We start from the raw sequence: 24,576 nt of genomic DNA on the forward strand, positions 1-24,576 counted from the left end.
TAATAGCACCGCAGAAAGGGGAGTGCAAGCGAGGAGTTTTCAGGAAGGATACCCCTTACGCCCTGAAGCGTAAGGGGTAAAAGCATTACAGGGCTGCGATAACCGCCTGCTGCTCGATCAGTTTGGTCTTCGCATCGGCGAAGGCAACCAGACGCTCACGCTCTTTGGCGATGACCGCTTCCGGCGCGCGGGCCACAAAGCCTTCGTTCGCCAGTTTGCTTTCGATTTTGCCGATTTCCACGTCGACTTTCGCCACTTCTTTCGCCAGACGAGCCAGCTCAGCGTCTTTGTCGATCAGGCCCGCCATCGGGATCAACAGCTCCGCGCCGTCGATAATTTTGGTCACGGAAACCGGACCTTTATCATCGGCAGGCAGCACGGTGATGCTTTCCAGACGCGCCATGGTTTTCAGGAAGGTGTTGTTCTCGGTGACGCGACGAACGGCAGCTTCGCTGCAACCGCGCAGCAGCAGCTCCAGTGGTTTACCCGGAGCGATATTCATTTCTGCACGAATGTTACGTACCGCAACGATCGCCTGTTTCAGCCACTCGGTATCCGCAGACGCGGCTTCATCCACTTTCGCGGCATCGAATGCCGGGAACGGCTGGAGCATGATGGTATCGGCGTTAATACCGGCAATCACCTTCACGCGCTGCCAGATGGTTTCGGTGATGAACGGAATGATCGGGTGCGCAAGGCGCAGCAGACCTTCCAGGACGGTAATCAGCGTATTACGCGTACCGCGCAGCTCCGCCTCAGTGCCGCCGTTCATGACCGGCTTCGCCAGCTCCAGATACCAGTCACAGAACTGGTTCCAGGTGAATTCGTACAGGATGCCTGCCGCGATGTCGAAGCGGTAGCTGTCCAGCGCGTCGCGGAACGCTTTCACCGTCTGGTTAAATTCCGCCAGGATCCAGCGGTCTGCCAGAGACAGGGTCATTTCGCCGCCGTTAAAGCCGCAATCCTGATCTTCGGTGTTCATCAGCACGAAGCGGCTGGCGTTCCACAGCTTGTTACAGAAGTTACGGTAACCTTCGAGACGCTTCATATCCCAGTTGATGTCACGACCGGTGGAGGCCAGCGCCGCCAGGGTGAAGCGCAGGGCGTCGGTACCGTGAGATTCGATCCCGTTCGGGAACTGCTTCTCGGTACGCTTGCGGATTTTCTCCGCCAGCTGCGGCTGCATCATGTTGCCGGTACGTTTTTCCAGCAGCTCTTCCAGAGAGATACCATCAACCATGTCCAGCGGGTCGATAACGTTACCCTTGGATTTGGACATCTTCTGGCCTTCGTCGTCGCGGATCAGGCCGGTCATGTAAACGGTATGGAACGGAACCTGCGGCTTGCCATCTTCGTCTTTGATGAAGTGCATGGTCATCATGATCATGCGGGCGATCCAGAAGAAGATGATGTCGAAGCCGGAGACCATCACGCTGGTTGGGTGGAACTGACGCAGCGCGTCGGTGTTTTCCGGCCAGCCGAGGGTCGAGAAGGTCCACAGCGCGGAAGAGAACCAGGTATCCAGCACGTCTTCGTCCTGGCGCAGCGCAACGTCAGCGCCCAGGTTGTTTTCCTGACGCACTTCCTCTTCGGTGCGGCCAACGTAGACGTTGCCTTCATTGTCGTACCACGCCGGGATACGGTGACCCCACCACAGCTGACGGGAGATACACCAGTCCTGAATATCGCGCATCCAGGAGAAGTACATGTTTTCGTACTGCTTCGGCACGAACTGAATGCTGCCGTTCTCAACCGCTTCCACAGCCGGTTTCGCCAGCACGTCGGCACGCACGTACCACTGGTCGGTCAGCATTGGCTCGATAACCACGCCGCCACGGTCGCCGTACGGCACGGTCAGATCGTGAGGTTTAATCTCTTCCAGCAGGCCGAGCGCGTCCACGGCGGCTACGACGGCTTTACGCGCGGCAAAGCGCTCCAGCTTCTGGAACTCAGCCGGGATGTCGCTGGAATAAACGTCGGATTCGTTGCCTTTGGTGTCGTACACTTCTGCGCTTTCGCGGATATCGCCGTCGAAGGTCAGAATGTTGATCATCGGAAGTTGATGACGACGACCGACTTCATAGTCGTTAAAGTCGTGCGCCGGGGTAATTTTCACGCAGCCGGTGCCTTTTTCCATGTCGGCGTGTTCGTCGCCCACAATCGGAATACGGCGGTTCACCAGCGGCAGCACCACAAATTTGCCGATCAGATCTTTATAGCGCGGATCTTCCGGGTTAACGGCCACGCCGGTATCGCCCAGCAGGGTTTCCGGACGGGTGGTCGCCACCACCAGGTAATCTTTACCGTCTGCGGTTTTTGCACCGTCGGCCAGCGGATAGCGGATGTGCCACATGGAGCCTTTAGACTCGCGGTTTTCCACTTCCAGGTCAGAGATGGCGGTACGCAGTTTCGGGTCCCAGTTGACCAGGCGTTTGCCACGGTAAATCAGGTCTTCTTTGTACAGGCGCACGAAGACTTCTTTCACGGCGTTGGACAGGCCTTCGTCCATGGTGAAGCGCTCACGCTCCCAGTCCACGGAGTTGCCGAGACGGCGCATCTGACGGGTAATAGTGCCGCCGGATTCCGCTTTCCACTGCCAGATTTTGTCGATAAACGCGTCGCGACCGTAGTCGTGGCGGGTTTTACCCTCTTCAGCGGCAATTTTACGCTCAACCACCATCTGGGTCGCGATACCCGCGTGGTCAGTCCCCGCCTGCCACAGGGTGTTTTTACCCTGCATACGCTGGTAGCGGATCATGGTATCCATGATGGTCTGCTGGAAAGCATGCCCCATATGCAAACTGCCGGTGACGTTCGGCGGCGGGATCATGATGCAGAAGGACTCTTTGCTTTCGTCGCCGTTAGGCTTGAAATAGCCCTGCTGTTCCCAGTGCTCGTAAAGCGGCTGTTCGATATCGCGTGGGTTATATGTCTTTTCCATTATTTCCAGGTTGCCGTATTCAGGTTAAAACCGGCCAGGCGGTACGCTTTGTAGCGTTCGCGCGCCAGCTGTTTCAAAGATTCTTCGTAAGGGACAAAGTCTACCACTTCTGTGAAAGCGGTGGCAAAATCTGCAAAGTCTGTCCGCAGGCTAATGAGAATATCGCGCGCGCTACTGTTGCGTTTTTGCGGCCAGGCAATTTCGACCGGTGCACCGCCGCGTGGACCTTCGCCCGACAGGTTATGCGGAACAAAACTCTCCGGCGGGCGCGCCCATAGCGCTTCATCCAGACGAATCGCCTGCTGCTCATCTTCACAGGCAATCAGGACGCGTTTACCTGCGCGCCAACGTTCTGCGGCAATTTCACACACCAGTTGTTCAACGGCGCTAAGGCCATCCTGATGGGTGTCATTGTCCAGAAGGTAGAACGTTGCATTCTTCATATATGGGGTTTCTTGTCGTGGATTTAAATGCAAAGCCGGGTGGCGCTACGCTTACCCGACCTACGGTTGAGTGACGTTGTAGGCCGGGTAAGGCGAAGCCGCCACCCGGCGTTTTTCATCACTCGTCGCCGTTAAAACCCGCGCGATTGAGCAGGAACTGCGACAGCAGGGCCACCGGACGTCCGGTCGCGCCTTTGGCTTTACCGGAGCGCCATGCGGTCCCCGCGATGTCCAGGTGCGCCCAGTTGTACTTGCGGGTGAAGCGCGCCAGGAAGCAGCCTGCGGTAATTGCGCCGCCAGGACGGCCACCAATGTTCGCCATGTCCGCGAAGTTAGACTCCAGCTGTTCCTGGAACTCGTCCCCCAGCGGCAGACGCCACGCGCGGTCGCCAGCCTGTTCGGACGCGCCGATCAGCTCATGCGCCAGCGGATTGTGGTTCGACATCAGGCCGGTGATGTGATGCCCCAGCGCAATCACGCAGGCGCCGGTCAGGGTAGCTACGTCGATAACCGCTTCAGGTTCGAAACGCTCAACGTAGGTCAGCACGTCGCACAGCACCAGACGGCCTTCGGCGTCGGTGTTCAGCACTTCAACGGTCTGGCCGGACATGGTAGTCAGCACATCACCCGGGCGATAAGCGCGGCCGCCAGGCATGTTTTCGCAGCCCGCCAGCACGCCGATCACGTTGATGGGCAACTGAAGTTCCGCGACCATGCGCATGACGCCGTAAACCGCCGCCGCGCCACACATGTCGTACTTCATCTCATCCATGCCTTCTGAAGGCTTGATGGAGATACCGCCGGAGTCGAAGGTCAGCCCTTTGCCAACGAGCACGATCGGACGCGCGTCTTCAGACGGATTGCCTTTGTATTCGATGACCGACATCAGGGATTCGTTCTGGGAGCCGTTACCGACCGCCAGATAAGAGTGCATCCCCAGCTCTTTCATCTGCTGTTCGCCGATAACGCGGGTGATGACGTTCTTGCTGTAGGCGTCAGCCAGCTGGCGCGCCTGTGACGCCAGGTACGCGGCGTTACAGATGTTTGGCGGCATATTGCCAAGATCTTTTGCCGCTTTAATACCGGCAGCAATCGCCAGACCGTGCTGAATGGCGCGCTCGCCGCTGGTCAGCTCGCGACGGGTTGGCACGTTAAAGACCATTTTACGCAGCGGGCGACGCGGCTCGCTTTTGGTGGTCTTCAACTGATCAAAGCTGTAGAGGCTCTCTTTTGCGGTTTCGACGGCCTGGCGTACTTTCCAGTACGTGTTGCGGCCCTTAACGTGCAGCTCCGTGAGGAAGCAGACGGCTTCCATCGAACCAGTATCATTCAGTGTATTAATGGTTTTCTGAATAACCTGCTTGTACTGGCGCTCATCAAGCTCACGTTCTTTACCGCAGCCAATCAGCAGAATACGCTCGGACAGGACGTTTGGAACGTGGTGCAGCAACAGGGTCTGCCCTGGTTTGCCTTCCAGTTCGCCACGGCGCAGCAGGGCGCTGATATAGCCGTCGCTGATTTTATCGAGTTGCTCGGCGATCGGGGAGAGTCGGCGTGGTTCAAAGACGCCCACAACGATGCAGGCACTCCGCTGTTTCTCCGGGCTACCGCTTTTTACACTGAACTCCATGCACTACGCTCCTGAATCTTAAAGACAACGGCGGCGGCTACGGATAGAATTGAAACCTTTCGTAACTCATGTCCGCCGTTGTGGTGACTTCGTGTTAATCTTACGTTACTACGGTTTCGACACGTCAATAAATGTCATGAAGCGCGAATCCGCCGGGTTTTTTAATCTTAGCGATGATTTCGACGACTCAAGAGAATAAATGACGTTTAAGCCATGAAACAAGCTAAATTCCTGCATAAGACGAGTTTTAACGGGCGTATTTAAAGTGATAATCATAAGATATCTGGTTCGGGAGACGCTGAAGAGCCAACTGGCGATCCTCTTTATCCTCCTTCTGATCTTTTTCTGTCAGAAGCTGGTCAGGATCCTCGGCGCGGCAGTTGATGGCGAAATCCCAACGAATCTGGTGCTTTCCCTGCTCGGGCTTGGCGTGCCGGAAATGGCGCAGCTTATCCTGCCGTTAAGCCTGTTCCTTGGTCTGCTGATGACCCTGGGTAAGCTCTATACCGAAAGTGAAATCACCGTGATGCATGCCTGCGGCCTCAGTAAGGCCGTATTGGTAAAGGCAGCCATGGTGCTGGCGCTGTTTACGGGCATTGTTGCCGCGGTTAACGTCATGTGGGCGGGGCCGACCTCGTCCCGTCATCAGGATGAGGTGCTGGCGGAAGCAAAAGCTAACCCGGGGCTGGCGGCGCTGGCGCAGGGGCAGTTCCAGCAGGCGACCGACGGTAACTCCGTGCTGTTTATCGAAAGCGTCGATGGCAGCCGCTTCAATGACGTGTTTCTTGCTCAACTGCGCCCGAAAGGTAACGCGCGCCCTTCTGTGGTAGTGGCGGATTCCGGTCAGCTGGCGCAGCGTAAAGACGGCTCTCAGGTTGTCACGCTGAACAAAGGAACGCGTTTCGAAGGCACGGCTATGCTGCGTGACTTCCGTATCACCGATTTCCAGAACTACCAGGCCATCATTGGTCACCAGGCCGTCGCGCTCGATCCAACGGATACTGAGCAGATGGATATGCGCACCTTAATGAATACTGATACCGATCGTGCGCGTGCTGAACTGCACTGGCGTATCACGCTGGTATTCACCGTATTTATGATGGCGCTGATGGTAGTGCCGCTGAGCGTGGTGAACCCGCGTCAGGGCCGCGTGCTGTCGATGCTGCCAGCGATGCTGCTGTATCTGGTGTTCTTCCTGCTGCAAACCTCAATCAAGTCTAACGGCGGGAAAGGAAAAATTGACCCGATGATCTGGACCTGGGTCGTGAATGGTTTGTATCTGCTGCTGGCAGTCGGACTCAACTTGTGGGACACGGTGCCTGTGCGTCGTCTTCGTGCCCGGTTTACGCGTAAAGGAGCCATCTAATGCAGGCGTTTGGCGTACTTGACCGCTATATCGGTAAAACAATTTTTACCACCATCATGATGACCCTGTTCATGCTGGTGTCGCTCTCGGGCATTATCAAATTTGTCGACCAGCTGAAAAAAGCCGGGCAGGGGAGTTACGACGCGTTGGGCGCCGGGATGTACACCCTGCTCAGCGTACCAAAAGATGTGCAGATCTTCTTCCCGATGGCGGCCCTGCTGGGTGCGCTGCTGGGCCTGGGGATGCTGGCTCAGCGTAGCGAACTGGTGGTGATGCAGGCATCGGGCTTTACCCGTATGCAGGTTGCGCTGTCGGTGATGAAAACCGCGATCCCGCTGGTGCTGCTGACCATGGCGATCGGCGAATGGGTCGCGCCGCAGGGCGAACAGATGGCGCGTAACTACCGTGCTCAGGCGATGTACGGCGGTTCTCTGCTCTCCACGCAGCAGGGATTATGGGCGAAAGATGGCCAGAACTTCGTCTATATCGAACGCGTGAAAGGGGATGACGAGCTGGGTGGCGTGAGTATCTATGCTTTCAATAACGATCGTCGTTTGCAGTCAGTGCGTTATGCCGCCTCTGCTAAATTTGATGCAAACAACAAGCTGTGGCGGTTATCCCAGGTTGATGAATCTGACCTGACTAACCCGAAACAGATCACCGGTTCGCAGACCGTTAGCGGTACCTGGAAAACCGACCTGACGCCGGACAAGCTCGGCGTCGTGGCGCTTGACCCCGATGCGCTCTCCATCAGCGGTCTGCATAACTACGTGAAGTATCTGAAATCGAGCGGGCAGGATGCGGGGCGTTACCAGCTCAACATGTGGAGCAAAATCTTCCAGCCGCTGTCCGTGGCGGTGATGATGCTGATGGCGCTGTCGTTCATCTTTGGACCGCTACGTAGCGTGCCGATGGGGGTTCGCGTGGTAACCGGTATCAGCTTTGGTTTCGTGTTCTACGTCCTCGATCAGATTTTTGGTCCGCTGACGCTGGTGTATGGCATTCCGCCAATTATCGGCGCGCTGTTGCCGAGCGCCAGTTTCTTCCTGATCAGCCTCTGGATGCTGCTAAAACGCTCCTGATAAACCTTCTTCCTCGCTCCCGCTTGCCCGGGGGCGAGGCTAATCTCCTGTTTCACCCCGCACTTTTTCTCACAACCTTCAACGCCTCGCCGTGAATTTGAGTATTATTGAGCGATAAAGTCGTGAAGGGATCCTCTATGAAGCAAATTCGAATGCTGGCCCAGTACTACGTCGACCTGATGATGAAGCTCGGGCTGGTGCGTTTTTCCATGCTGCTGGCGCTGGCGCTGGTCGTTCTGGCCATCGTCGTGCAAATGGCCGTGACCATGGTTCTGCATGGTCAGGTCGAGAGCATCGACGTGATCCGCTCTATTTTCTTTGGCCTGCTGATCACCCCATGGGCGGTCTATTTCCTCTCCGTGGTGGTTGAGCAGCTGGAAGAGTCCCGACAGCGTTTATCGAAACTGGTGGATAAGCTGGAAGAGATGCGCGAGCGCGATCTTAAACTCAACGTTCAGCTCAAGGACAACATTGCCCAGCTGAATCAGGAAATTTCAGACCGTGAGAAGGCGGAAGCCGAGCGTCAGACCACGCTGGAGCAGCTGAAAATTGAGATGAAAGAGCGTGAGGTCACGCAGATCCAGCTTGAACAGCAATCCTCTTTCCTGCGCTCGTTCCTCGATGCGTCGCCGGATCTGGTGTTCTACCGTAATGAAGATAAAGAGTTCTCCGGCTGTAACCGGGCCATGGAATTGTTGACCGGGAAAAGCGAAAAGCAGCTGATACACCTGAAACCTCAGGATGTCTATTCCGAAGAGGCGGCGGCAAAAGTGATGGAGACGGATGAAAAGGTGTTCCGTCATAACGTCTCGTTGACCTATGAGCAGTGGCTGGACTACCCCGACGGGCGCAAGGCCTGCTTTGAAATCCGCAAAGTGCCTTATTACGACCGGGTGGGTAAACGTCATGGTCTGATGGGCTTTGGCCGTGATATCACCGAGCGTAAGCGATATCAGGATGCGCTGGAGCGCGCCAGTCGTGACAAGACCACCTTCATCTCCACCATCAGCCATGAGCTTCGTACGCCGCTAAACGGTATTGTGGGGCTGAGCCGCATTCTGCTGGATACCGACCTGACCAGCGAGCAGGAAAAATACCTCAAAACGATCCACGTTTCGGCGGTCACGCTGGGCAATATCTTCAATGATATTATCGACATGGATAAGATGGAGCGCCGTAAGGTTCAGCTCGACAACCAGCCGGTTGATTTTACCGGCTTCCTCGCGGACCTGGAGAACCTGTCAGGTTTGCAGGCCCAGCAGAAAGGACTGAGCTTCGTGATGGAACCGACGCTGCCGCTGCCGCATAAAGTGGTGACGGACGGCACGCGTCTGCGTCAGATCCTGTGGAATCTCATCAGCAACGCCGTGAAGTTTACCCAGAAGGGACAGGTTGCGGTGCGCATTCGCTATGATGAGGGGGACATGCTGCACTTTGAAGTTGAGGACTCGGGTATCGGCATTCCTCAGGATGAGCAGGATAAGATCTTCGCCATGTATTATCAGGTTAAAGACAGCCACGGCGGTAAACCGGCGACCGGCACGGGCATTGGCCTGGCGGTGTCGAAACGTCTGGCGAAAAGTATGGGTGGGGATATCACCGTTGCCAGCCAGCCGGGTAAAGGCTCCACCTTTACGCTTACCGTCCACGCCCCTGCTGTTGCTGAAGAAGTGGAAGATACGTTTGAGAACGACGATATGCCGCTTCCAGCCCTGCACGTCCTGCTGGTTGAAGATATTGAGCTGAACGTCATTGTCGCCCGGTCGGTACTGGAAAAACTCGGTAACAGCGTGGATGTCGCGATGACCGGCAAAGCCGCGCTGGAGATGTTCACGCCGGGCGAGTACGACCTGGTGCTGCTCGATATTCAGCTACCGGACATGACCGGGCTGGATATCTCCCGCGAGCTGACGCGCAAATATGCTCCTGACGAGCTGCCGCCGCTGGTTGCGTTGACCGCAAACGTGTTGAAAGATAAAAAAGAGTACCTCGAGGCAGGTATGGACGACGTGCTCAGCAAGCCGCTGGCGGTACCTGCCCTGACGGCGATGATCAAGAAGTTCTGGGATACCTGCGATGAAGAGGAGAGCACCATGACGTCTGTTGATAGCGCTAAAACCCAAACGATACTGGATACCGCCATGCTGGAGCAGTATATCGATCTGGTGGGACCCAAACTGATCACCGATGGCCTGGCCGTGTTTGAAAAAATGATGCCGGGCTATCTGAACGTGCTCGAATCCAACCTGACGGCGCGTGACCAGAAGGGCATCGTCGAAGAGGGACATAAAATCAAAGGCGCAGCTGGTTCAGTCGGGTTACGCCATCTCCAGCAGCTGGGCCAACAGATTCAGTCGCCTGATTTACCTGCCTGGGAAGATAACGTAGGTGATTGGGTTGAAGAGATGAAACAAGAGTGGCAAAACGATGTGGCAGTGCTGAAAGCCTGGGTAGAATCCCGAAAAAAATGACCCCGGCTATACCGGGGTGCGCGAATACTGCGCCAACACCAGGGAAATCGTGGCTGCGCCTGATTTTTATGGGTTGTTTTCGCATGGACGCCGCCTGAAAATTAAGGCCGCACGCAGATAAGATAGCAAATCTTAAACAGTTTGTTACATGAATCAGTGAAATGTGTGAAGCATAGCGTTTTAATCAGAATTTTTAATGTGCTTCAGCGAGTTGCATAGAAGGATCGTCAGAATGAAGAAAGTGGGTGTCGTGCTGAGCGGATGTGGCGTTTACGATGGTTCAGAGATACATGAAACCGTATTAACGCTGCTGGCATTATCGCGCCAGGGGGCCGACGTTATCTGCTTCGCTCCGGATAAAACGCAGGCAGACGTGGTTAATCATCTTACCGGCGAGCCAATGGCGGAAAGCCGTAACGTGCTGATTGAAGCGGCACGTATTGTGCGCGGGGATATTCATCCGCTGGCACAGGCCGATGCGGCTGAGCTAGATGCGCTCATCGTGCCGGGCGGCTTTGGCGCGGCGAAAAACCTGAGCACGTTTGCAACGCAAGGCGCGGCGTGTCAGGTCGAGCCCGACTTAAAAGCGCTATCGCTGGCGATGCATGCGGCAGGTAAGCCGCAGGGCTTTATCTGCATTGCGCCAGCCATGCTGCCGAAGATTTTTGATTTCCCGCTGCGGCTCACGATCGGAACCGACATTGATACTGCTGAAATTGTCGAAGATATGGGCGGCGAACACGTGCCATGTCCGGTAGACGACATTGTGGTGGATGAGGACAATAAAATCGTCACCACGCCGGCGTATATGCTGGCGCAGAACATTGCCGAGGCTGCTGCAGGCATTGAAAAGCTGGTGGACAGAGTGCTGGTTCTTACCGAATGAGCCGTAAATTATCCCCTGGCGGGTGGTTAAAACGGATCCTGCTGCGTATTGTGCTGGTCCTGGCCGTTTTTTGGGGCGGAGGCATTGCGCTGTTCAGCATCCTGCCCGTCCCGTTCTCGGCCGTGATGGCAGAGCGGCAGATTAGCGCCTGGCTCTCGGGTGATTTTGGCTATGTTGCCCACTCAGACTGGGTCGGCATGGATGAAATCTCCCCGTGGATGGGTCTGGCGGTCATTGCGGCAGAAGATCAGAAATTCCCGGAGCACTGGGGTTTTGACGTGGCGGCTATCGAGAAGGCGCTGGATCATAATGAACGTCATGAAAACCGCGTCCGCGGTGCGTCGACGCTTTCTCAGCAGACGGTAAAAAATCTGTTCTTATGGGACGGTCGCAGCTGGGTGAGAAAAGGGCTGGAGGCCGGGCTGACGCTGGGCGTCGAGACGGTGTGGAGCAAAAAACGCATTTTGACCGTCTACCTGAATATCGCGGAGTTTGGTGACGGCGTGTTTGGCGTCGAATCGGCATCGCAGCGCTATTTTGGCAAGCCCGCCAGCAGGCTGACTATGTCCGAAGCGGCACTGCTTGCCGCCGTGCTGCCGAACCCGCTGCGTTTTAAGGCCAGCGCGCCGTCAGGCTACGTGCGAAGCCGCCAGGCGTGGATTATGCGCCAGATGCGTCAGCTGGGTGGGGAAGGGTTTATGGAGCGAAATAATCTTATGTAAAGCGGGTAAGCGCAGCGCTACCCGCCGACGTGGCGAACGTTAATCTTCGTCAAACCCGGCGTTAAACAGGGCAATCACTGCCGCCAGCGCTTCTTCTTCCTGCGGGCCGGTGGCTTCAACTTCAATCTGGCGGCCTTTGGCAGAATCCAGCATCAGCAGCGCAATCACGCTGTTGGCTTCTGCCTCGGTTCCCTCATCGTTGCGCAGCAGCACCTCAGCATCAAAACCCTGCATCAGTTCAAACAGCTTCATCGCCGGGCGCGCATGCATGCCCAGCTTATTGGTGATTTCGACGGTCTGTTTTACGGTCATGTTTTACGTTTTTCCAGCGTGCGATGACGGGACTGAACGTTCTTCCCGCGTGAGCGGAAGTAATCGGCCAGCTGTTCGGCAATGTAGACCGAACGATGTTTACCGCCGGTACAGCCAATCGCCACCGTCAGGTAGCTACGATTGTTTGTCTCCAGCATAGGTAACCATAGCTCAAGGTAGCTTCGCGTCTGGTAGATAAAATTGTGTACTTCTGTGTGTCGGTCGAGGAACGCCGCCACCGGCTTATCCAGACCGGTCATCGGACGCAGTTTCGGATCCCAGTGTGGGTTCGGCAGGAAACGCACATCAAAAACGTAATCCGCATCGATAGGGATACCGTGCTTAAAGCCGAAGGATTCAAACACCATCGTCAGTTCGCGCTCGCGCTTGCCGAGTAAGCGAGTACGCAGCATTTCCGCCAGCTCGTGGACGGACATTTCTGAGGTGTCGACAATCAGATCGGCCCGGGAACGCAGCGGCTCAAGCAGATCGCTCTCTTTATCGATGGCGCTTTCCAGCGAAAGATTTTTACTCGAGAGCGGGTGCAAACGACGTGTATCGCTGTAACGGCGGATCAGCGTGTTGCGGTCAGCATCCAGGAACAAGAGCTGAGGCGAGAAGCACTCCGGCAGGCTGTTCATTGCCTGCTCGAAGATTTCCGGCGATTCCGGCATGTTACGCACGTCAATACTGACGGCGGCAGAGATTTGCCTGTCCGCCAGCGTCCGCGCCAGATCGGGTAACAGCACTACCGGCAGGTTATCTACGCAGTAAAATCCCATGTCTTCCAGCGCGCGCAGGGCCACGGACTTCCCGGACCCCGAACGACCGCTGACGATCATCAGCACCATGTTCCGTTTCTCCTCAGGGAAGCCGTTCTGAAGGCCCTTTCCCGATTATGCCTCATCCTGATTGCCTTCTGCTTCAGTGATAATTTGATAAAGCTCTTCATCACTTTGAGCTGAGCGCAGTCGACGACAAATGGTTTTATCCGCCAGACGTTTGGCAACCAGCGACAGCGTGTGCAGGTGGGTTTTGGTCTGATCGGCAGGAACCAGCAGCGCGAAGAGCAGATCCACAGGCTGGTTATCGATGGCGTCAAAAGCGATAGGCGTTTCCAGTTGCACAAACACCCCCACGGCACGCAGCGTATCTTCTTCCAGCTTGCCATGCGGGATCGCAATGCCATTGCCGATGCCGGTACTGCCCATTTTTTCACGGGTCAGAATGGCTTCAAACACGATCTGCGGCGGCAGACCCAGCTGTTTTGCGGCCAGCTCACTGATGATTTCCAGCGCACGTTTTTTGCTCTGGCAGTGAACGCCACTGCGGGTACAATCCTGGTTAAGGACATTGCTCAGTTGAAGAGCGGAATCGTTGTTTATCATAATTTCACCTAAGCGCTAACTGTACAAATGGCCTGTTGTGTTTCACAACAGGCCGTCCTGCACCCGTTAACTGCCCGGACAATTAGTGTTGTTTCAGTTTATCTTTATGTTTATTGAGCTGTCTCGCAAGCTTATCAATCAAGCCGTCGATAGCCGCGTACATGTCTTGCCCTTCCGCACTGGCATGAAGTTCCCCTCCGTTGACGTGCAGGGTCGCATCCGAGATATGCGTCACTTTCTCCACTTTCAACACAACATAGACCTGGTTGATCCTCTCGAAATACTGCTCGAGTTTCGCGAACTTAGCGTTTACAAAATCGCGTAAAGCCTCAGTAATTTCGACGTTATGTCCGGTGATATTGAGCTGCATAGTGTCTTCCTTATCGGTTGTGTCAAACCAGTTGTTTACGCTGGTTAGACGGCGGAATGGATAAAGACTCTCGATACTTCGCGACAGTACGGCGTGCCACCATAATACCCTGATCGGACAGCATGGTGGTTAACTTACTGTCACTGAGTGGCTTCGCGGGGTTCTCCGCGGCGATCAACTTCTTCACCAGTGCGCGAATAGCTGTTGACGAGGCTTCGCCGCCGCCTTCGGTGTTCACGTGGCTGGAGAAGAAATACTTAAGCTCAAAAATACCGCGTGGGCTGTGCAGATACTTCTGCGTGGTCACGCGGGAAATGGTTGATTCATGCATCTCGACGGCCTGGGCGATGTCCGCCAGCACCATCGGTTTCATAAACTCTTCGCCCTGCTCAAAGAATGCCTGCTGCTGTTCGACAATACAGCGGCTGACGCGCAGCAGCGTGTCATTACGGCTTTCCAGACTCTTAATCAACCAGCGTGCTTCCTGAAGGTTGCTGCGAATGTATTGATTATCAGCGTCGTTACGGGCGCTGGTGCACATGGAGGCGTATTGCTGGTTGATTTGCAGGCGAGGAATGCTGTCGGCGTTCAGTTCAACGACCCAGCGGCCATTGTGTTTTCTCACCAGCACATCAGGAATAACGTATTCCGGTTCGCTGGTCTGGATCGATTGCCCCGGACGCGGATCGAGTGACTGGATCAGATTCACCGCTTCCTTCAGCACCTCTTCTTTGAGGCGCGTAACGCGCATCAGGGTGCGGAAGTCGTGATTTGCCAGCAAATCCAGATGCTCGCTGATGATGAGCCGGGCTTCGTCAATCCACGGTGTCTCTTTGGCAAACTGCGAAAGCTGGATCAGAAGGCAGTCGCGCAGATCTTTCGCGGCGACGCCAATCGGGTCGAAACGCTGAACGCGTTTCAGGACGGCTTCGATCTCTTCCAGTTCAATCTCGTCATCGCCGATGCTTTCCAGAATCTCGTCCAGCGTCACGGTCAAATAGCCCGTGTCGTCAACGGCATCGACAATCGAGGTGGCAATGGCGCGATCGGTATCGGAGAAAGGCGTCAGCTCCACCTGCCACATCAGGTAGTCCTGAAGCGACTGGGTAGTTTCGCCCTGGTAGACCGGGAGTTCATCGTCCTGGTAATCTGCACGCGTCCCGGAAGGGGTACCCGCGGTGTAGATTTCATCCCAGCTGGCATCCAGCGGCAGTTCCTCCGGCATCTCTTTCTGTTCGAGCGCATCTACGGAGTCGAGCGTTTCTGTGTCCTGCGTCTGCTGAGCGTCTACCTCGTCATGAAGATCGGTTTGCTCCAGCAGCGGATTGCTGTCCAGCGCCTGCTGGAGCTCCTGCTGGAGTTCTAACGTGGACAGCTGCAACAGACGGATTGCCTGTTGTAGCTGCGGCGTCATGGCCAGTTGCTGGCTGAGCCGTAATTGCAAACCTTGCTTCATGTTCAGAGCGTTTTTCTCCGGTTCGGCGTGACTTAACCTCTACCCTATCAGAGTCTGAAGTCTTCCCCAAGGTACACGCGCTTAACATGCTCATCTTCGAGGATTTGCTGCGGCGTACCGTGGGCAATCAGATGGCCCTGGCTCACTATGTAGGCGCGCTCACACACGGCCAGCGTTTCGCGAACGTTGTGGTCCGTGATCAGTACGCCAAGCCCGCTGTCGCGCAGGTGCTCAATAATACGTTTGATATCGATAACGGAGATGGGGTCAACGCCCGCAAACGGTTCATCCAGCAGGATAAATTTCGGGTTTGCTGCCAGTGCGCGCGCAATCTCAACGCGGCGGCGTTCACCACCGGACAGCGCCTGACCGAGGCTGTCACGCAGATGTTCGATATGAAACTCTTCCATCAGCTCGTTCGCACGGTCAGTGCGCTGCTCGCTGGTCAGATCGTCACGGATCTGAAGCACGGCCATCAGGTTGTCGAACACGCTTAAGCGGCGGAAGATGGAGGCTTCTTGCGGCAGATAGCCGATGCCACGACGCGCGCGGGCATGCAGTGGCAGCAGGCTGATATCTTCATCATCGATGATGATGTTGCCGGCGTCACGCGGGACGATGCCCACCACCATGTAGAAGGTCGTGGTTTTACCCGCCCCGTTAGGGCCAAGCAAACCCACGATTTCGCCGGAGTTGACGGTTAGACTGACATCTTCGACGACGCGGCGGCCCTTATACGCTTTCGCGAGGTTTTTTGCAGTTAAAGTTGCCATAACGAATTAGTTACTCTTTTTCTGTGCCGGAGCCTGGCCGTTGTTCTTGTCCTGCAATTGCGAAGGCACAAGAACGGTCGTGACGCGTTTGCCTTTTTCACTGGAGGCCTGCATTTTCTGCTCTTTCACCAGATAAGTGATTTTGTCGCCTTTGATATTGCTGTCCAGCTGTTCCAGGTAAGCATTACCGGTCAGGATGACCAGATCCTTCGCCAGTTCATAGTGCATATGCGAGGCATGGCCTTTCACCGGCTTGCCGTTGTCCTGCATCTGGTAGAAGGTGGCCGGGTTGCCATAACCATCGATAATCTCTTTGCCCTGCTCGCCGCCCGGTCGGGTAACGACCACTTTGTCGGCGTTGATTTTGATGGTGCCCTGGGTCATGACCACGTTGCCGGTAAAGGTGACGACGTTACCCTGCATATCCAGAGACTGGGTATCGGATTCAATATGAATCGGCTGTTCGGTGTCGCCAGTCACAGCAAGCGCGGGAAGACTGGCCGCCAGCAGCGCGCTGGCGATAACAACTTTAAGGCTGAGTTTGTTTGTTTTGAATTTCATAGGAGGTTCTAACCTTTTCAATCAGCTCGGCGTTTTTGCTGCGTAAGTTCCCGCGCATTCTTAAACCGCTGGAATTAAATGTTGTGCCATACAGGGTGACTAAATCCTGCGACGTGACATCCTGGGTGACCAGGTTGATCTGGGCGTTATCCGTCGTAATTTTTCGCAGTTGCGCGTCAGCGGTCAGGGCGTTGACTTCAACGTGACCATACAGGTAAAGCATACGGTCATTTGTCAGTTTTGCCCGGTCAGACTTGATAGACCACGTCGGCACTTTGTCCGTATCAAAGGTGGTCATGACCGGTTGGGTAAACCACGAAGTACCGTCATCTGAAAAATATTCTACATGCTGAGCAACGAGGCGATAGTTCAGCGCGCCTTCCGGGCTATAGACCACGGTGTCGCTGTGATCGCTTTTATAGGTCGGGTCGCTCGTGTTAACCACTTCCGCTTGCGTATCTTCGCGGTCAGCGAGGTTTACGCCAATCAGTACCAGGGCGACAAGCGCAAGCAGAATGATAACCCAACGTCTGGTTTTACTCATATCGATTGCCCTTTCGCCTCATCAAGCTTGCCCTGCGCCAGCAGAAGCAGATCGCAGACTTCACGGACGGCGCCGCGGCCACCGTGAATATGGGTAACATAATCAGCACGCGGGATCAGCAGCGGGTGCGCGTCAGCCACGGCGATGCTCAGACCCACCTCCGCCATGACTGGCCAGTCGATCAAATCATCCCCGACGTATGCCACATTCTCTGGTGCAATGGCCAGTTTTCCCAACAGATCCCGGAAGGCTACCATCTTATCAGACTGCCCCTGATAGAGATGGGTAATGCCCAGCGTTTCACACCGATCCTCTACCAGTTTAGCTTTCCGCCCGGTTATGATTGCAACTTCAATACCGGACGTGAGCGCACAGCGGATACCGTAACCGTCGCGAACGTTAAAGGCTTTCAGCTCTTCGCCGTTATTGCCCATATAAATCAGACCGTCGGAGAGCACACCATCCACATCGAGGATCAGCAGGCGGATATTTTCCGCCTTTGCCATCATGTGGGCGCTCACCGGGCCATAACAGGTTGCAAGGGATGCACCCGCATTACTCATTGTCTTATCCTTCATTACACTACGCCAGCGCGCAGCAGATCATGCATATGTACCACACCCAGCAGTTGGTCGCCATCGGCAACCATCACTGAGGTAATATGACGGGACTGCATCAGGTTCAGTACATCTACCGCCAGCGTGCCCGGACGGACGCGGATCCCGCCGGGTGTCATTACATCAGCGATGCCCAGCGTTCGGACATCCACACCCATATCGAATACCCGGCGCAGGTCGCCGTCGGTGAAAATGCCCTGAATTTTCATCAGATCGTCGCAGATAACCGTCATGCCCAGGTTTTTACGGGTAATCTCCAGTAACGCGTCGCGCAAAGAGGCCTCTTTGCTGACGTGCGGGATCTCATCCCCGGTGTGCATAATATCGTTGACCCGCAGCAGCAGTTTGCGCCCGAGCGCGCCGCCGGGGTGAGACAGAGCGAAATCTTCAGGCGTAAAACCGCGGGCTTCCAGCAGCGCAACAGCAAGGGCATCGCCCATCACCAGCGCGGCGGTTGTGCTGGAGGTCGGCGCCAGCCCCAGCGGACAGGCTTCTTTCGGCACCTTCACGCACAGGTGAATATCTGCCGCACGCGCCATGCTGCTTTCCGGGCGGCTGGTCATGCAAATCAGCGGTACGTGCAGACGCTTCAGCACCGGGATCAACGCCAGGATTTCATTCGATTCCCCGGAGTTGGACAGCGCAATAACCACGTCCTGCGGCGTAACCATGCCGAGGTCACCGTGCGCGGCTTCACCGGGATGAACGAAGAATGACGACGTGCCGGTACTGGCAAAGGTCGCCGCCATTTTGCGCCCGATATGGCCGGATTTGCCCATCCCCATCACCACGACTTTACCGGCGCAGTAGAACATCTTCTCACAGGCCAGACTAAAATCCTGATTAATGTACTGATCTAACTGCGCCAGACCTTCACGTTCAATCTCCAGAACGTCTTTGCCTGCTTTCTGAAAGTCAAAACCCGGCTGCAATTCTATTTGCGACATAATGCGTTTCCGTTTACCCAGAGAGAAGTGGCGAGAGCCAGTACAGCATCGCCAGCCATACGATAAATCCACCCGTCAGCAGCGCGCCCGCGCCTTTGCCGATCTGCTCTTTTCGCCGCCAGCAGAGCAGGGCGAAAATTACGCTGACCAGTAGCATCACACCGTAATCGCGCGTGAAGACCATAGGGTTAAACGGCCCCGGTGAGATTAATGCTGGCAGCCCCGTCACGATCGCGATATTGAAAATATTCGAGCCAATGATATTGCCGATGGCGATATCATCTTCCCCTTTACGCGCCCCGGCGATGGCGGTAGCCAGCTCTGGCAGGCTGGTGCCGATGGCGATGACCGTCAGACCGATTGTCAGTTCGCTCATCGCAAACGCGTTCGCCAGCACCGTCGCGTTATCGACCACCATCCGCGTGGCCATTGGCATTATAATCAGCGCGACGCCCAGCCACAGCAGGGCGACGGGTAAGGTCCCTTCCCGTGGCAGTTCGGCGAGATGCTCACGCGTGAGGCTATCGTTACCCTGTTTTTCCGCCAGACGTGCGATCTTCACGCTGTAAAGCAACCAGATCACGGCCAGGGCGAGCAGGAATATACCGTCACCGACGCTCAGCACCCCGTCATAAAGCACATAGCCTGCCAGCAGACTGACGACTAACATTAGCGGCAATTCACGACGCAAAACATCGGAATGTACGCGAAATGGATGCAGTAATGCGGCTAAGCCTAAAATCAGCAAGATATTGACGATGTTAGAGCCAATCGCAGTGCCAATAGCGAGGTCGACCTGGCCATGCAACGAGGCTGAAACAGAAACAATGATTTCAGGAAGCGATGTGCCTACACTGACCACCGTCATCCCAATAATGATGGGCGGCATGCCAATGAGTCGACAGAGAATGGATGCGGCAAAGACCAAACGGTCAGCACTGTAGACCACCAACAGTAAACCAATTATTAACAGTGCTGTTGCTAAAAGCATCAAAAGTCCTTTCTTCAGGTATACTCGCTGGTCCACTGCGCACGAATTTTAGCGCCAGATGAAGTCTGAGACGTGACGAATTCCTAATTTTGACTTTATGCGCCGGAAAAGTAAAACAAATGCCAGCTTTCGCTAACCCCAATAGTGAATATTCTGTAAAAATGCGGGGTTTAGGGCTGATTTACGCTTCATGCCAGCAGTGAAGCAAGGTAAGTAAGGAACCATAAATGAGCCAAACGATGGCGAATATAGTCGATGTCCGGGGCGTCAGTTTTTCTCGCGGCAACCGGGTGATATTTGATGATATTTCGCTGACCGTGCCGCGCGGTAAAATCACCGCCATCATGGGGCCGTCAGGGATCGGTAAAACGACGTTGCTGCGTCTTATCGGCGGGCAAATCCCCCCTGATAGCGGCGAAATTCTCTTCGACGGTGAAAACGTCCCGGAGATGTCTCGCTCGCGCCTCTACACGGTTCGCAAACGGATGAGCATGCTCTTTCAGTCGGGTGCGCTGTTCACCGATATGAACGTATTTGACAACGTGGCCTATCCGCTGCGTGAGCACACCCATCTTCCTCCTGCGCTGTTGCACAGCACGGTGATGATGAAGCTCGAAGCTGTGGGGTTGCGGGGGGCTGCGAAACTTATGCCGTCCGAACTCTCGGGTGGGATGGCGCGCCGCGCCGCGCTGGCGCGTGCTATTGCCCTGGAACCCGATTTAATCATGTTCGATGAACCGTTCGTCGGGCAGGACCCTATCACCATGGGCGTGCTGGTGAAGTTAATCTCGGAGCTGAACAGCGCCCTTGGCGTCACCTGCGTGGTGGTTTCCCACGACGTGCCGGAAGTGCTGAGTATTGCTGATTACGCCTATATTGTGGCTGACAAAAAGATCGTCGCCCACGGCAGCGCTCAGGCGTTGCAGGAGAATGGCGATCCGCGCGTGCGGCAGTTCCTGGACGGTATCGCAGATGGGCCGGTGCCTTTCCGCTATCCGGCGGGCGACTATCATGACGATTTACTGGGAATAGGGAGTTAATCCACTCATGCTGTTAAATGCGTTGGCGGGTCTTGGACACCGTGGCCTAAAAACCATCAGTACGTTCGGGCGTGCCGGATTAATGTTGTTCAACGCGCTGGTTGGCAAACCGGAGTTCCGCAAGCATGCGCCGTTACTGGTGCGGCAGCTTTATAACGTCGGCGTGCTGTCGATGCTTATCATCATCGTGTCGGGTCTGTTTATTGGCATGGTGCTGGGGTTGCAGGGGTATCTGGTGCTGACAACCTACAGCGCGGAAACCAGCCTTGGCATGCTGGTGGCGCTCTCGCTGCTGCGTGAACTCGGGCCGGTTGTAGCAGCGCTGCTGTTCGCCGGGCGTGCCGGATCAGCGCTGACGGCTGAAATTGGCCTGATGCGCGCCACAGAGCAGCTCTCCAGTATGGAGATGATGGCGGTCGATCCGCTGCGCCGGGTGATCTCGCCGCGCTTCTGGGCCGGGGTTATCTCCTTACCGTTACTGACTATCCTCTTTGTGGCGGTAGGTATCTGGGGAGGCGCGCTGGTTGGCGTCAACTGGAAAGGCATTGATGCCGGGTTCTTCTGGTCTGCCATGCAGGACGCCATCGATCTGCGGATGGATCTGGTGAACTGTCTGATCAAGAGCGTGGTTTTCGCTGTGACGGTTACCTGGATTGCGTTGTTTAATGGTTACGATGCCATTCCGACGTCGGCGGGCATTAGCCGTGCAACGACGCGTACTGTCGTACATTCGTCGCTGGCCGTTTTAGGTCTGGATTTTGTGCTCACCGCACTGATGTTTGGGAATTGAGTTCATGCAAACGAGAAAAAATGAAATTTGGGTTGGCGTGTTTTTGCTTCTGGCGCTGCTGGCCGCGCTGTTTATCTGCCTGCGCGCGGCGGACATCACCTCTGTTCGCACCGAGCCGACGTATCGCGTCTACGCGACTTTCGATAATATCGGCGGCCTGAAGGCGCGCTCACCGGTCCGTATTGGTGGCGTCGTTATTGGACGTGTCGCTGACATTACGCTTGATGAGAAAACCTATCTGCCGCGCGTCGCAATGGATATCGAAGAACGCTATAACCACATTCCTGACACCAGCTCGCTCTCTATCCGCACCTCTGGCCTGCTGGGGGAGCAATATCTGGCCCTTAACGTTGGTTTTGAAGATCCTGAGCTGGGAACGTCTATCCTTAAAGACGGTAGCGTAATCCAGGATACCAAGTCAGCGATGGTGCTGGAAGATATGATTGGTCAGTTCCTTTACAACAGTAAAGGGGATGATAAAAAGTCTGACGATGCCCCTGCGCAGAGTGAAGACCACACCAACGTCGAACCGACGCCAGGCGCGACGAATTAATTTCAGGAGAAGTCATTCATGTTTAAACGACTGTTAATGGTTGCCATGCTGGTCATTGCCCCTCTAACCGCGGCGCACGCTGCGGATCAGAGTAACCCGTACAAACTGATGGATGAGGCCGCGAAGAAAACCTTCGACCGTCTTAAAAACGAACAGCCAAAAATCCGCGCTAACCCTGATTATCTGCGTGATGTGGTGGATCAGGAGCTGCTGCCGTATGTGCAGATCAAGTACGCGGGCGCACTGGTGCTGGGCCGTTACTACAAAGACGCGACCCCGGCGCAGCGCGAGGCTTACTTTGCGGCGTTCCGTGAATACCTGAAACAGGCTTACGGCCAGGCGCTGGCGATGTACCACGGGCAGACCTATCAGATTGCCCCTGAACAGCCGCTGGGCGATGCCACCATCATTCCTATCCGCGTGACGATTATCGATCCAAACGGTCGTCCACCGGTACGCCTGGACTTCCAGTGGCGTAAAAACAGCCAGACCGGAAACTGGCAGGCGTACGACATGATCGCTGAAGGCGTCAGCATGATCACCACTAAACAGAACGAGTGGAGCGATCTGCTGCGCACCAAAGGCATCGATGGCCTGACGGCTCAGCTTCAGTCCATCTCTCGTCAGAAAATTACCCTGGACGAGAAGAAGTAATGTCACAGCAGCTTAGCTGGGCGCGTGACGGCGAGACGTTGACGCTGACGGGAGAGCTGGATCAGGATCTGCTTAACCCGCTGTGGGACGCTCGCCATAACGCGATGCAGGGCGTGACGTTGATTGATCTCCATGGCGTCACGCGGGTAGATACCGCCGGTATCGCCCTGCTGGCGCACCTGGTGGCCACGGGCAAAAAGCAGGGGAGTAGCGTCACCCTGACGGGGGTAAGCGATAATGTCGTAACCCTTGCACAGCTTTACAATTTGCCTGAAGACGTATTACCTCGCTAACTTTTTCAGTACGTTACTTCCGAAAGCCCCGACAGTTTACGCGTCGGGGCTTTTTGCTTGTTTAAGACCGCGCCACTTTGCTCTAAGATGTTGAGCTTGTTTTCACTATCAGATGATGTAGACCCCATGGAAAATAATGAAATCCAGACAGTGCTGATGAATGCACTCTCCCTTCAGGAAGCCCACGTCTCTGGCGATGGCAGTCACTTCCAGGTTATTGCTGTGGGTGAGATGTTCGACGGAATGAGTCGCGTGAAGAAACAGCAGGCTGTGTACGCGCCGCTGATGGAATACATTGCGGATAACCGCATCCACGCCCTGTCGATTAAAGCGTTCACCCCACAGGAGTGGGCACGCGATCGCAAACTAAACGGTTTTTGAGCTGAGGGCGAAGCGCCCGCAGCACGGTTGAATTTATAAGAGAGCAAACGATGGATAAATTTCGTGTACAGGGACCCACGCGTCTCCAGGGCGAAGTCACAATTTCTGGCGCTAAAAACGCCGCGCTGCCCATTCTTTTCGCTGCGCTGCTCGCAGAAGAGCCGGTAGAGATCCAGAACGTACCGAAGCTGAAAGATATCGACACGACCATGAAGTTGCTCGGCCAGTTGGGCACCAAAGTGGAGCGTAACGGTTCCGTCTGGATCGATGCCAGCAACGTGAACAACTTCTCAGCGCCGTATGAGCTGGTGAAAACCATGCGTGCTTCCATCTGGGCGCTTGGCCCGCTGGTTGCGCGTTTCGGTCAGGGACAGGTTTCACTGCCGGGCGGATGCGCTATCGGCGCCCGTCCAGTCGACCTGCATATCTTCGGTCTGGAAAAGCTGGGCGCGGAGATCAAGCTGGAAGAGGGGTACGTTAAAGCGTCCGTCAATGGTCGCCTGAAAGGCGCGCACATTGTCATGGACAAAGTGAGCGTGGGCGCAACGGTAACCATCATGTCGGCTGCTACGCTGGCAGAAGGCACTACCATCATCGAAAACGCCGCCCGAGAGCCGGAAATCGTGGATACCGCGAACTTCCTGGTCGCGCTGGGGGCGAAGATCAGCGGGCAGGGCACAGACCGTATCACCATCGAAGGCGTTGAACGTCTGGGTGGTGGTGTGTACCGCGTACTGCCAGACCGTATCGAAACCGGTACTTTCCTGGTAGCGGCTGCCATTTCTGGCGGTAAGATTGTTTGTCGTAACGCACAACCGGATACCCTGGATGCGGTGCTGGCGAAACTGCGCGATGCGGGTGCGGACATTGAAATCGGTGAAGACTGGATCAGCCTCGATATGCACGGGCAGCGTCCTAAAGCCGTTAACGTGCGCACTGCGCCACATCCGGCATTCCCGACGGATATGCAGGCACAGTTCACCCTGTTGAACCTGGTGGCCGAAGGCACAGGCTTCATCACGGAAACTATCTTCGAAAACCGTTTCATGCACGTACCGGAACTGATCCGTATGGGTGCGCATGCTGAGATTGAAAGCAACACGGTCATTTGCCACGGCGTTGAAAAACTGTCCGGTGCGCAGGTGATGGCGACCGATCTGCGCGCGTCTGCGAGCCTCGTACTGGCAGGTTGTATTGCAGAAGGGACTACCGTTGTCGATCGTATCTACCACATCGATCGTGGTTACGAGCGTATTGAAGACAAACTGCGCGCGCTGGGTGCGAATATCGAGCGTGTGAAGGGCGAGTAATCGTTCCGGCACCCCCCTGCCAGAACAGGCCGGGGGATTGCTGTTCCTGTAAATC

General features: G+C 55.5%; 26 protein-coding genes. 12 read left to right on the forward strand and 14 right to left on the reverse strand.

Translation table 11 applies throughout. From position 1 onward, the window contains the following. Nucleotides 1-85: 85 nt before the first annotated feature. The 3 genes from IM282_RS18670 to pepA form a co-directional block, all read right to left on the reverse strand. Nucleotides 86-2,941, reverse strand: coding sequence for a valine--tRNA ligase (locus IM282_RS18670; protein WP_063150255.1), 2,856 nt, complete (start codon nucleotides 2,939-2,941; stop codon nucleotides 86-88). Next, nucleotides 2,941-3,384 carry a DNA polymerase III subunit chi gene (gene holC / locus IM282_RS18675; protein ID WP_003861884.1) on the reverse strand — a complete coding sequence of 148 codons (444 nt, stop codon included), beginning with the start codon at nucleotides 3,382-3,384 and terminating at the stop codon, nucleotides 2,941-2,943. Before holC ends, IM282_RS18670 begins: the two co-directional genes overlap by 1 nt. Before the next feature lie 118 nt (nucleotides 3,385-3,502). After that, the gene (gene pepA / locus IM282_RS18680) at nucleotides 3,503-5,014 is read right to left on the reverse strand and encodes a leucyl aminopeptidase (protein ID WP_003861882.1); all 1,512 of its coding nucleotides are present in this window, start codon (nucleotides 5,012-5,014) and stop codon (nucleotides 3,503-3,505) included. Nucleotides 5,015-5,279: 265 nt separating this feature from the next. Here pepA and lptF point away from each other — a divergent pair, with 265 nt between their 5' ends. The 5 genes from lptF (at nucleotide 5,280) to mtgA (ending at nucleotide 11,541) form a co-directional block, all read left to right on the forward strand. After that, nucleotides 5,280-6,380, forward strand: coding sequence for an LPS export ABC transporter permease LptF (gene lptF / locus IM282_RS18685; RefSeq protein WP_023307066.1), 1,101 nt, complete (start codon nucleotides 5,280-5,282; stop codon nucleotides 6,378-6,380). Then, nucleotides 6,380-7,462, forward strand: a complete 1,083-nt coding sequence (gene lptG, locus IM282_RS18690; protein ID WP_022649534.1) for an LPS export ABC transporter permease LptG — start codon at nucleotides 6,380-6,382, stop codon at nucleotides 7,460-7,462. Before lptF ends, lptG begins: the two co-directional genes overlap by 1 nt. Nucleotides 7,463-7,599: 137 nt before the next feature. Continuing rightward, nucleotides 7,600-9,933 (forward strand): aerobic respiration two-component sensor histidine kinase ArcB, encoded by a 2,334-nt coding sequence (gene arcB / locus IM282_RS18695; RefSeq protein WP_032626426.1) that lies wholly within the window; start codon nucleotides 7,600-7,602, stop codon nucleotides 9,931-9,933. A gap of 232 nt (nucleotides 9,934-10,165) precedes the next feature. Beyond that, a complete protein-coding gene (gene elbB, locus IM282_RS18700) occupies nucleotides 10,166-10,819 on the forward strand; it encodes an isoprenoid biosynthesis glyoxalase ElbB (RefSeq protein ID WP_192970719.1) in 654 nt (217 codons plus the stop codon). Further along, nucleotides 10,816-11,541: a monofunctional biosynthetic peptidoglycan transglycosylase gene (gene mtgA / locus IM282_RS18705; RefSeq protein ID WP_022649531.1), complete on the forward strand. Its 726-nt coding sequence runs from the start codon at nucleotides 10,816-10,818 to the stop codon at nucleotides 11,539-11,541. Before elbB ends, mtgA begins: the two co-directional genes overlap by 4 nt. 39 nt (nucleotides 11,542-11,580) lie before the next feature. Here mtgA and npr read toward each other — a convergent pair whose 3' ends face one another. From npr to IM282_RS18760, 11 genes are all read right to left on the reverse strand, one after another. Further along, nucleotides 11,581-11,853, reverse strand: a complete 273-nt coding sequence (gene npr / locus IM282_RS18710; RefSeq protein WP_003861872.1) for a PTS phosphocarrier protein NPr — start codon at nucleotides 11,851-11,853, stop codon at nucleotides 11,581-11,583. Beyond that, the gene (gene rapZ, locus IM282_RS18715; RefSeq protein WP_003861870.1) at nucleotides 11,850-12,704 is read right to left on the reverse strand and encodes an RNase adapter RapZ; all 855 of its coding nucleotides are present in this window, start codon (nucleotides 12,702-12,704) and stop codon (nucleotides 11,850-11,852) included. The genes npr and rapZ overlap by 4 nt, the downstream gene beginning before the upstream one ends. Nucleotides 12,705-12,749: 45 nt before the next feature. Next, on the reverse strand, nucleotides 12,750-13,241 hold the full coding sequence (gene ptsN / locus IM282_RS18720; protein ID WP_003861869.1) for a PTS IIA-like nitrogen regulatory protein PtsN: 492 nt from the start codon (nucleotides 13,239-13,241) through the stop codon (nucleotides 12,750-12,752). A gap of 82 nt (nucleotides 13,242-13,323) precedes the next feature. Further along, the gene (gene hpf, locus IM282_RS18725) at nucleotides 13,324-13,611 is read right to left on the reverse strand and encodes a ribosome hibernation promoting factor (RefSeq protein WP_014171818.1); all 288 of its coding nucleotides are present in this window, start codon (nucleotides 13,609-13,611) and stop codon (nucleotides 13,324-13,326) included. Nucleotides 13,612-13,633: 22 nt separating this feature from the next. Next, on the reverse strand, nucleotides 13,634-15,067 hold the full coding sequence (gene rpoN, locus IM282_RS18730) for an RNA polymerase factor sigma-54 (RefSeq protein WP_022649530.1): 1,434 nt from the start codon (nucleotides 15,065-15,067) through the stop codon (nucleotides 13,634-13,636). Between the two features lie 47 nt (nucleotides 15,068-15,114). After that, entirely contained in the window at nucleotides 15,115-15,840 is a 726-nt protein-coding gene (gene lptB, locus IM282_RS18735) for an LPS export ABC transporter ATP-binding protein (protein WP_003861862.1), read from the reverse strand. A 6-nt stretch (nucleotides 15,841-15,846) separates the two neighbouring features. Next, complete coding sequence (lptA, locus tag IM282_RS18740; protein WP_006812136.1) at nucleotides 15,847-16,401, reverse strand: lipopolysaccharide ABC transporter substrate-binding protein LptA; 555 nt, start codon at nucleotides 16,399-16,401, stop codon at nucleotides 15,847-15,849. After that, nucleotides 16,370-16,945, reverse strand: coding sequence for an LPS export ABC transporter periplasmic protein LptC (lptC, locus tag IM282_RS18745; RefSeq protein ID WP_022649529.1), 576 nt, complete (start codon nucleotides 16,943-16,945; stop codon nucleotides 16,370-16,372). The genes lptA and lptC overlap by 32 nt, the downstream gene beginning before the upstream one ends. Continuing rightward, nucleotides 16,942-17,508 carry a 3-deoxy-manno-octulosonate-8-phosphatase KdsC gene (kdsC, locus tag IM282_RS18750; protein WP_017382729.1) on the reverse strand — a complete coding sequence of 189 codons (567 nt, stop codon included), beginning with the start codon at nucleotides 17,506-17,508 and terminating at the stop codon, nucleotides 16,942-16,944. Before kdsC ends, lptC begins: the two co-directional genes overlap by 4 nt. Before the next feature lie 14 nt (nucleotides 17,509-17,522). Next, nucleotides 17,523-18,509, reverse strand: coding sequence for an arabinose-5-phosphate isomerase KdsD (gene kdsD, locus IM282_RS18755; RefSeq protein ID WP_003861853.1), 987 nt, complete (start codon nucleotides 18,507-18,509; stop codon nucleotides 17,523-17,525). 13 nt (nucleotides 18,510-18,522) lie between these two features. Continuing rightward, nucleotides 18,523-19,500 carry a calcium/sodium antiporter gene (locus IM282_RS18760; protein ID WP_003861852.1) on the reverse strand — a complete coding sequence of 326 codons (978 nt, stop codon included), beginning with the start codon at nucleotides 19,498-19,500 and terminating at the stop codon, nucleotides 18,523-18,525. A 227-nt stretch (nucleotides 19,501-19,727) separates the two neighbouring features. Between IM282_RS18760 and mlaF the strand changes: the two genes are divergently transcribed. The 7 genes from mlaF (at nucleotide 19,728) to murA (ending at nucleotide 24,521) form a co-directional block, all read left to right on the forward strand. Then, nucleotides 19,728-20,540, forward strand: a complete 813-nt coding sequence (mlaF, locus tag IM282_RS18765; RefSeq protein WP_022649527.1) for a phospholipid ABC transporter ATP-binding protein MlaF — start codon at nucleotides 19,728-19,730, stop codon at nucleotides 20,538-20,540. A gap of 7 nt (nucleotides 20,541-20,547) precedes the next feature. Then, the gene (mlaE, locus tag IM282_RS18770) at nucleotides 20,548-21,330 is read left to right on the forward strand and encodes a lipid asymmetry maintenance ABC transporter permease subunit MlaE (RefSeq protein ID WP_003861848.1); all 783 of its coding nucleotides are present in this window, start codon (nucleotides 20,548-20,550) and stop codon (nucleotides 21,328-21,330) included. A gap of 4 nt (nucleotides 21,331-21,334) precedes the next feature. Next, entirely contained in the window at nucleotides 21,335-21,883 is a 549-nt protein-coding gene (gene mlaD, locus IM282_RS18775; protein ID WP_022649526.1) for an outer membrane lipid asymmetry maintenance protein MlaD, read from the forward strand. Nucleotides 21,884-21,901: 18 nt separating this feature from the next. Further along, nucleotides 21,902-22,537: a phospholipid-binding protein MlaC gene (gene mlaC, locus IM282_RS18780; RefSeq protein WP_023307064.1), complete on the forward strand. Its 636-nt coding sequence runs from the start codon at nucleotides 21,902-21,904 to the stop codon at nucleotides 22,535-22,537. Then, nucleotides 22,537-22,830: a lipid asymmetry maintenance protein MlaB gene (gene mlaB / locus IM282_RS18785; RefSeq protein WP_022649525.1), complete on the forward strand. Its 294-nt coding sequence runs from the start codon at nucleotides 22,537-22,539 to the stop codon at nucleotides 22,828-22,830. Before mlaC ends, mlaB begins: the two co-directional genes overlap by 1 nt. A gap of 126 nt (nucleotides 22,831-22,956) precedes the next feature. Next, on the forward strand, nucleotides 22,957-23,211 hold the full coding sequence (gene ibaG / locus IM282_RS18790; protein WP_003861840.1) for a BolA family iron metabolism protein IbaG: 255 nt from the start codon (nucleotides 22,957-22,959) through the stop codon (nucleotides 23,209-23,211). Nucleotides 23,212-23,261: 50 nt separating this feature from the next. Further along, the gene (gene murA, locus IM282_RS18795; protein ID WP_006812128.1) at nucleotides 23,262-24,521 is read left to right on the forward strand and encodes a UDP-N-acetylglucosamine 1-carboxyvinyltransferase; all 1,260 of its coding nucleotides are present in this window, start codon (nucleotides 23,262-23,264) and stop codon (nucleotides 24,519-24,521) included. Nucleotides 24,522-24,576: the final 55 nt, after the last annotated feature.

The sequence above is a fragment of the Enterobacter cloacae complex sp. P29RS genome (assembly GCF_014893445.1).
GTDB classification, from domain to species: Bacteria; Pseudomonadota; Gammaproteobacteria; order Enterobacterales; family Enterobacteriaceae; genus Enterobacter; species Enterobacter intestinihominis.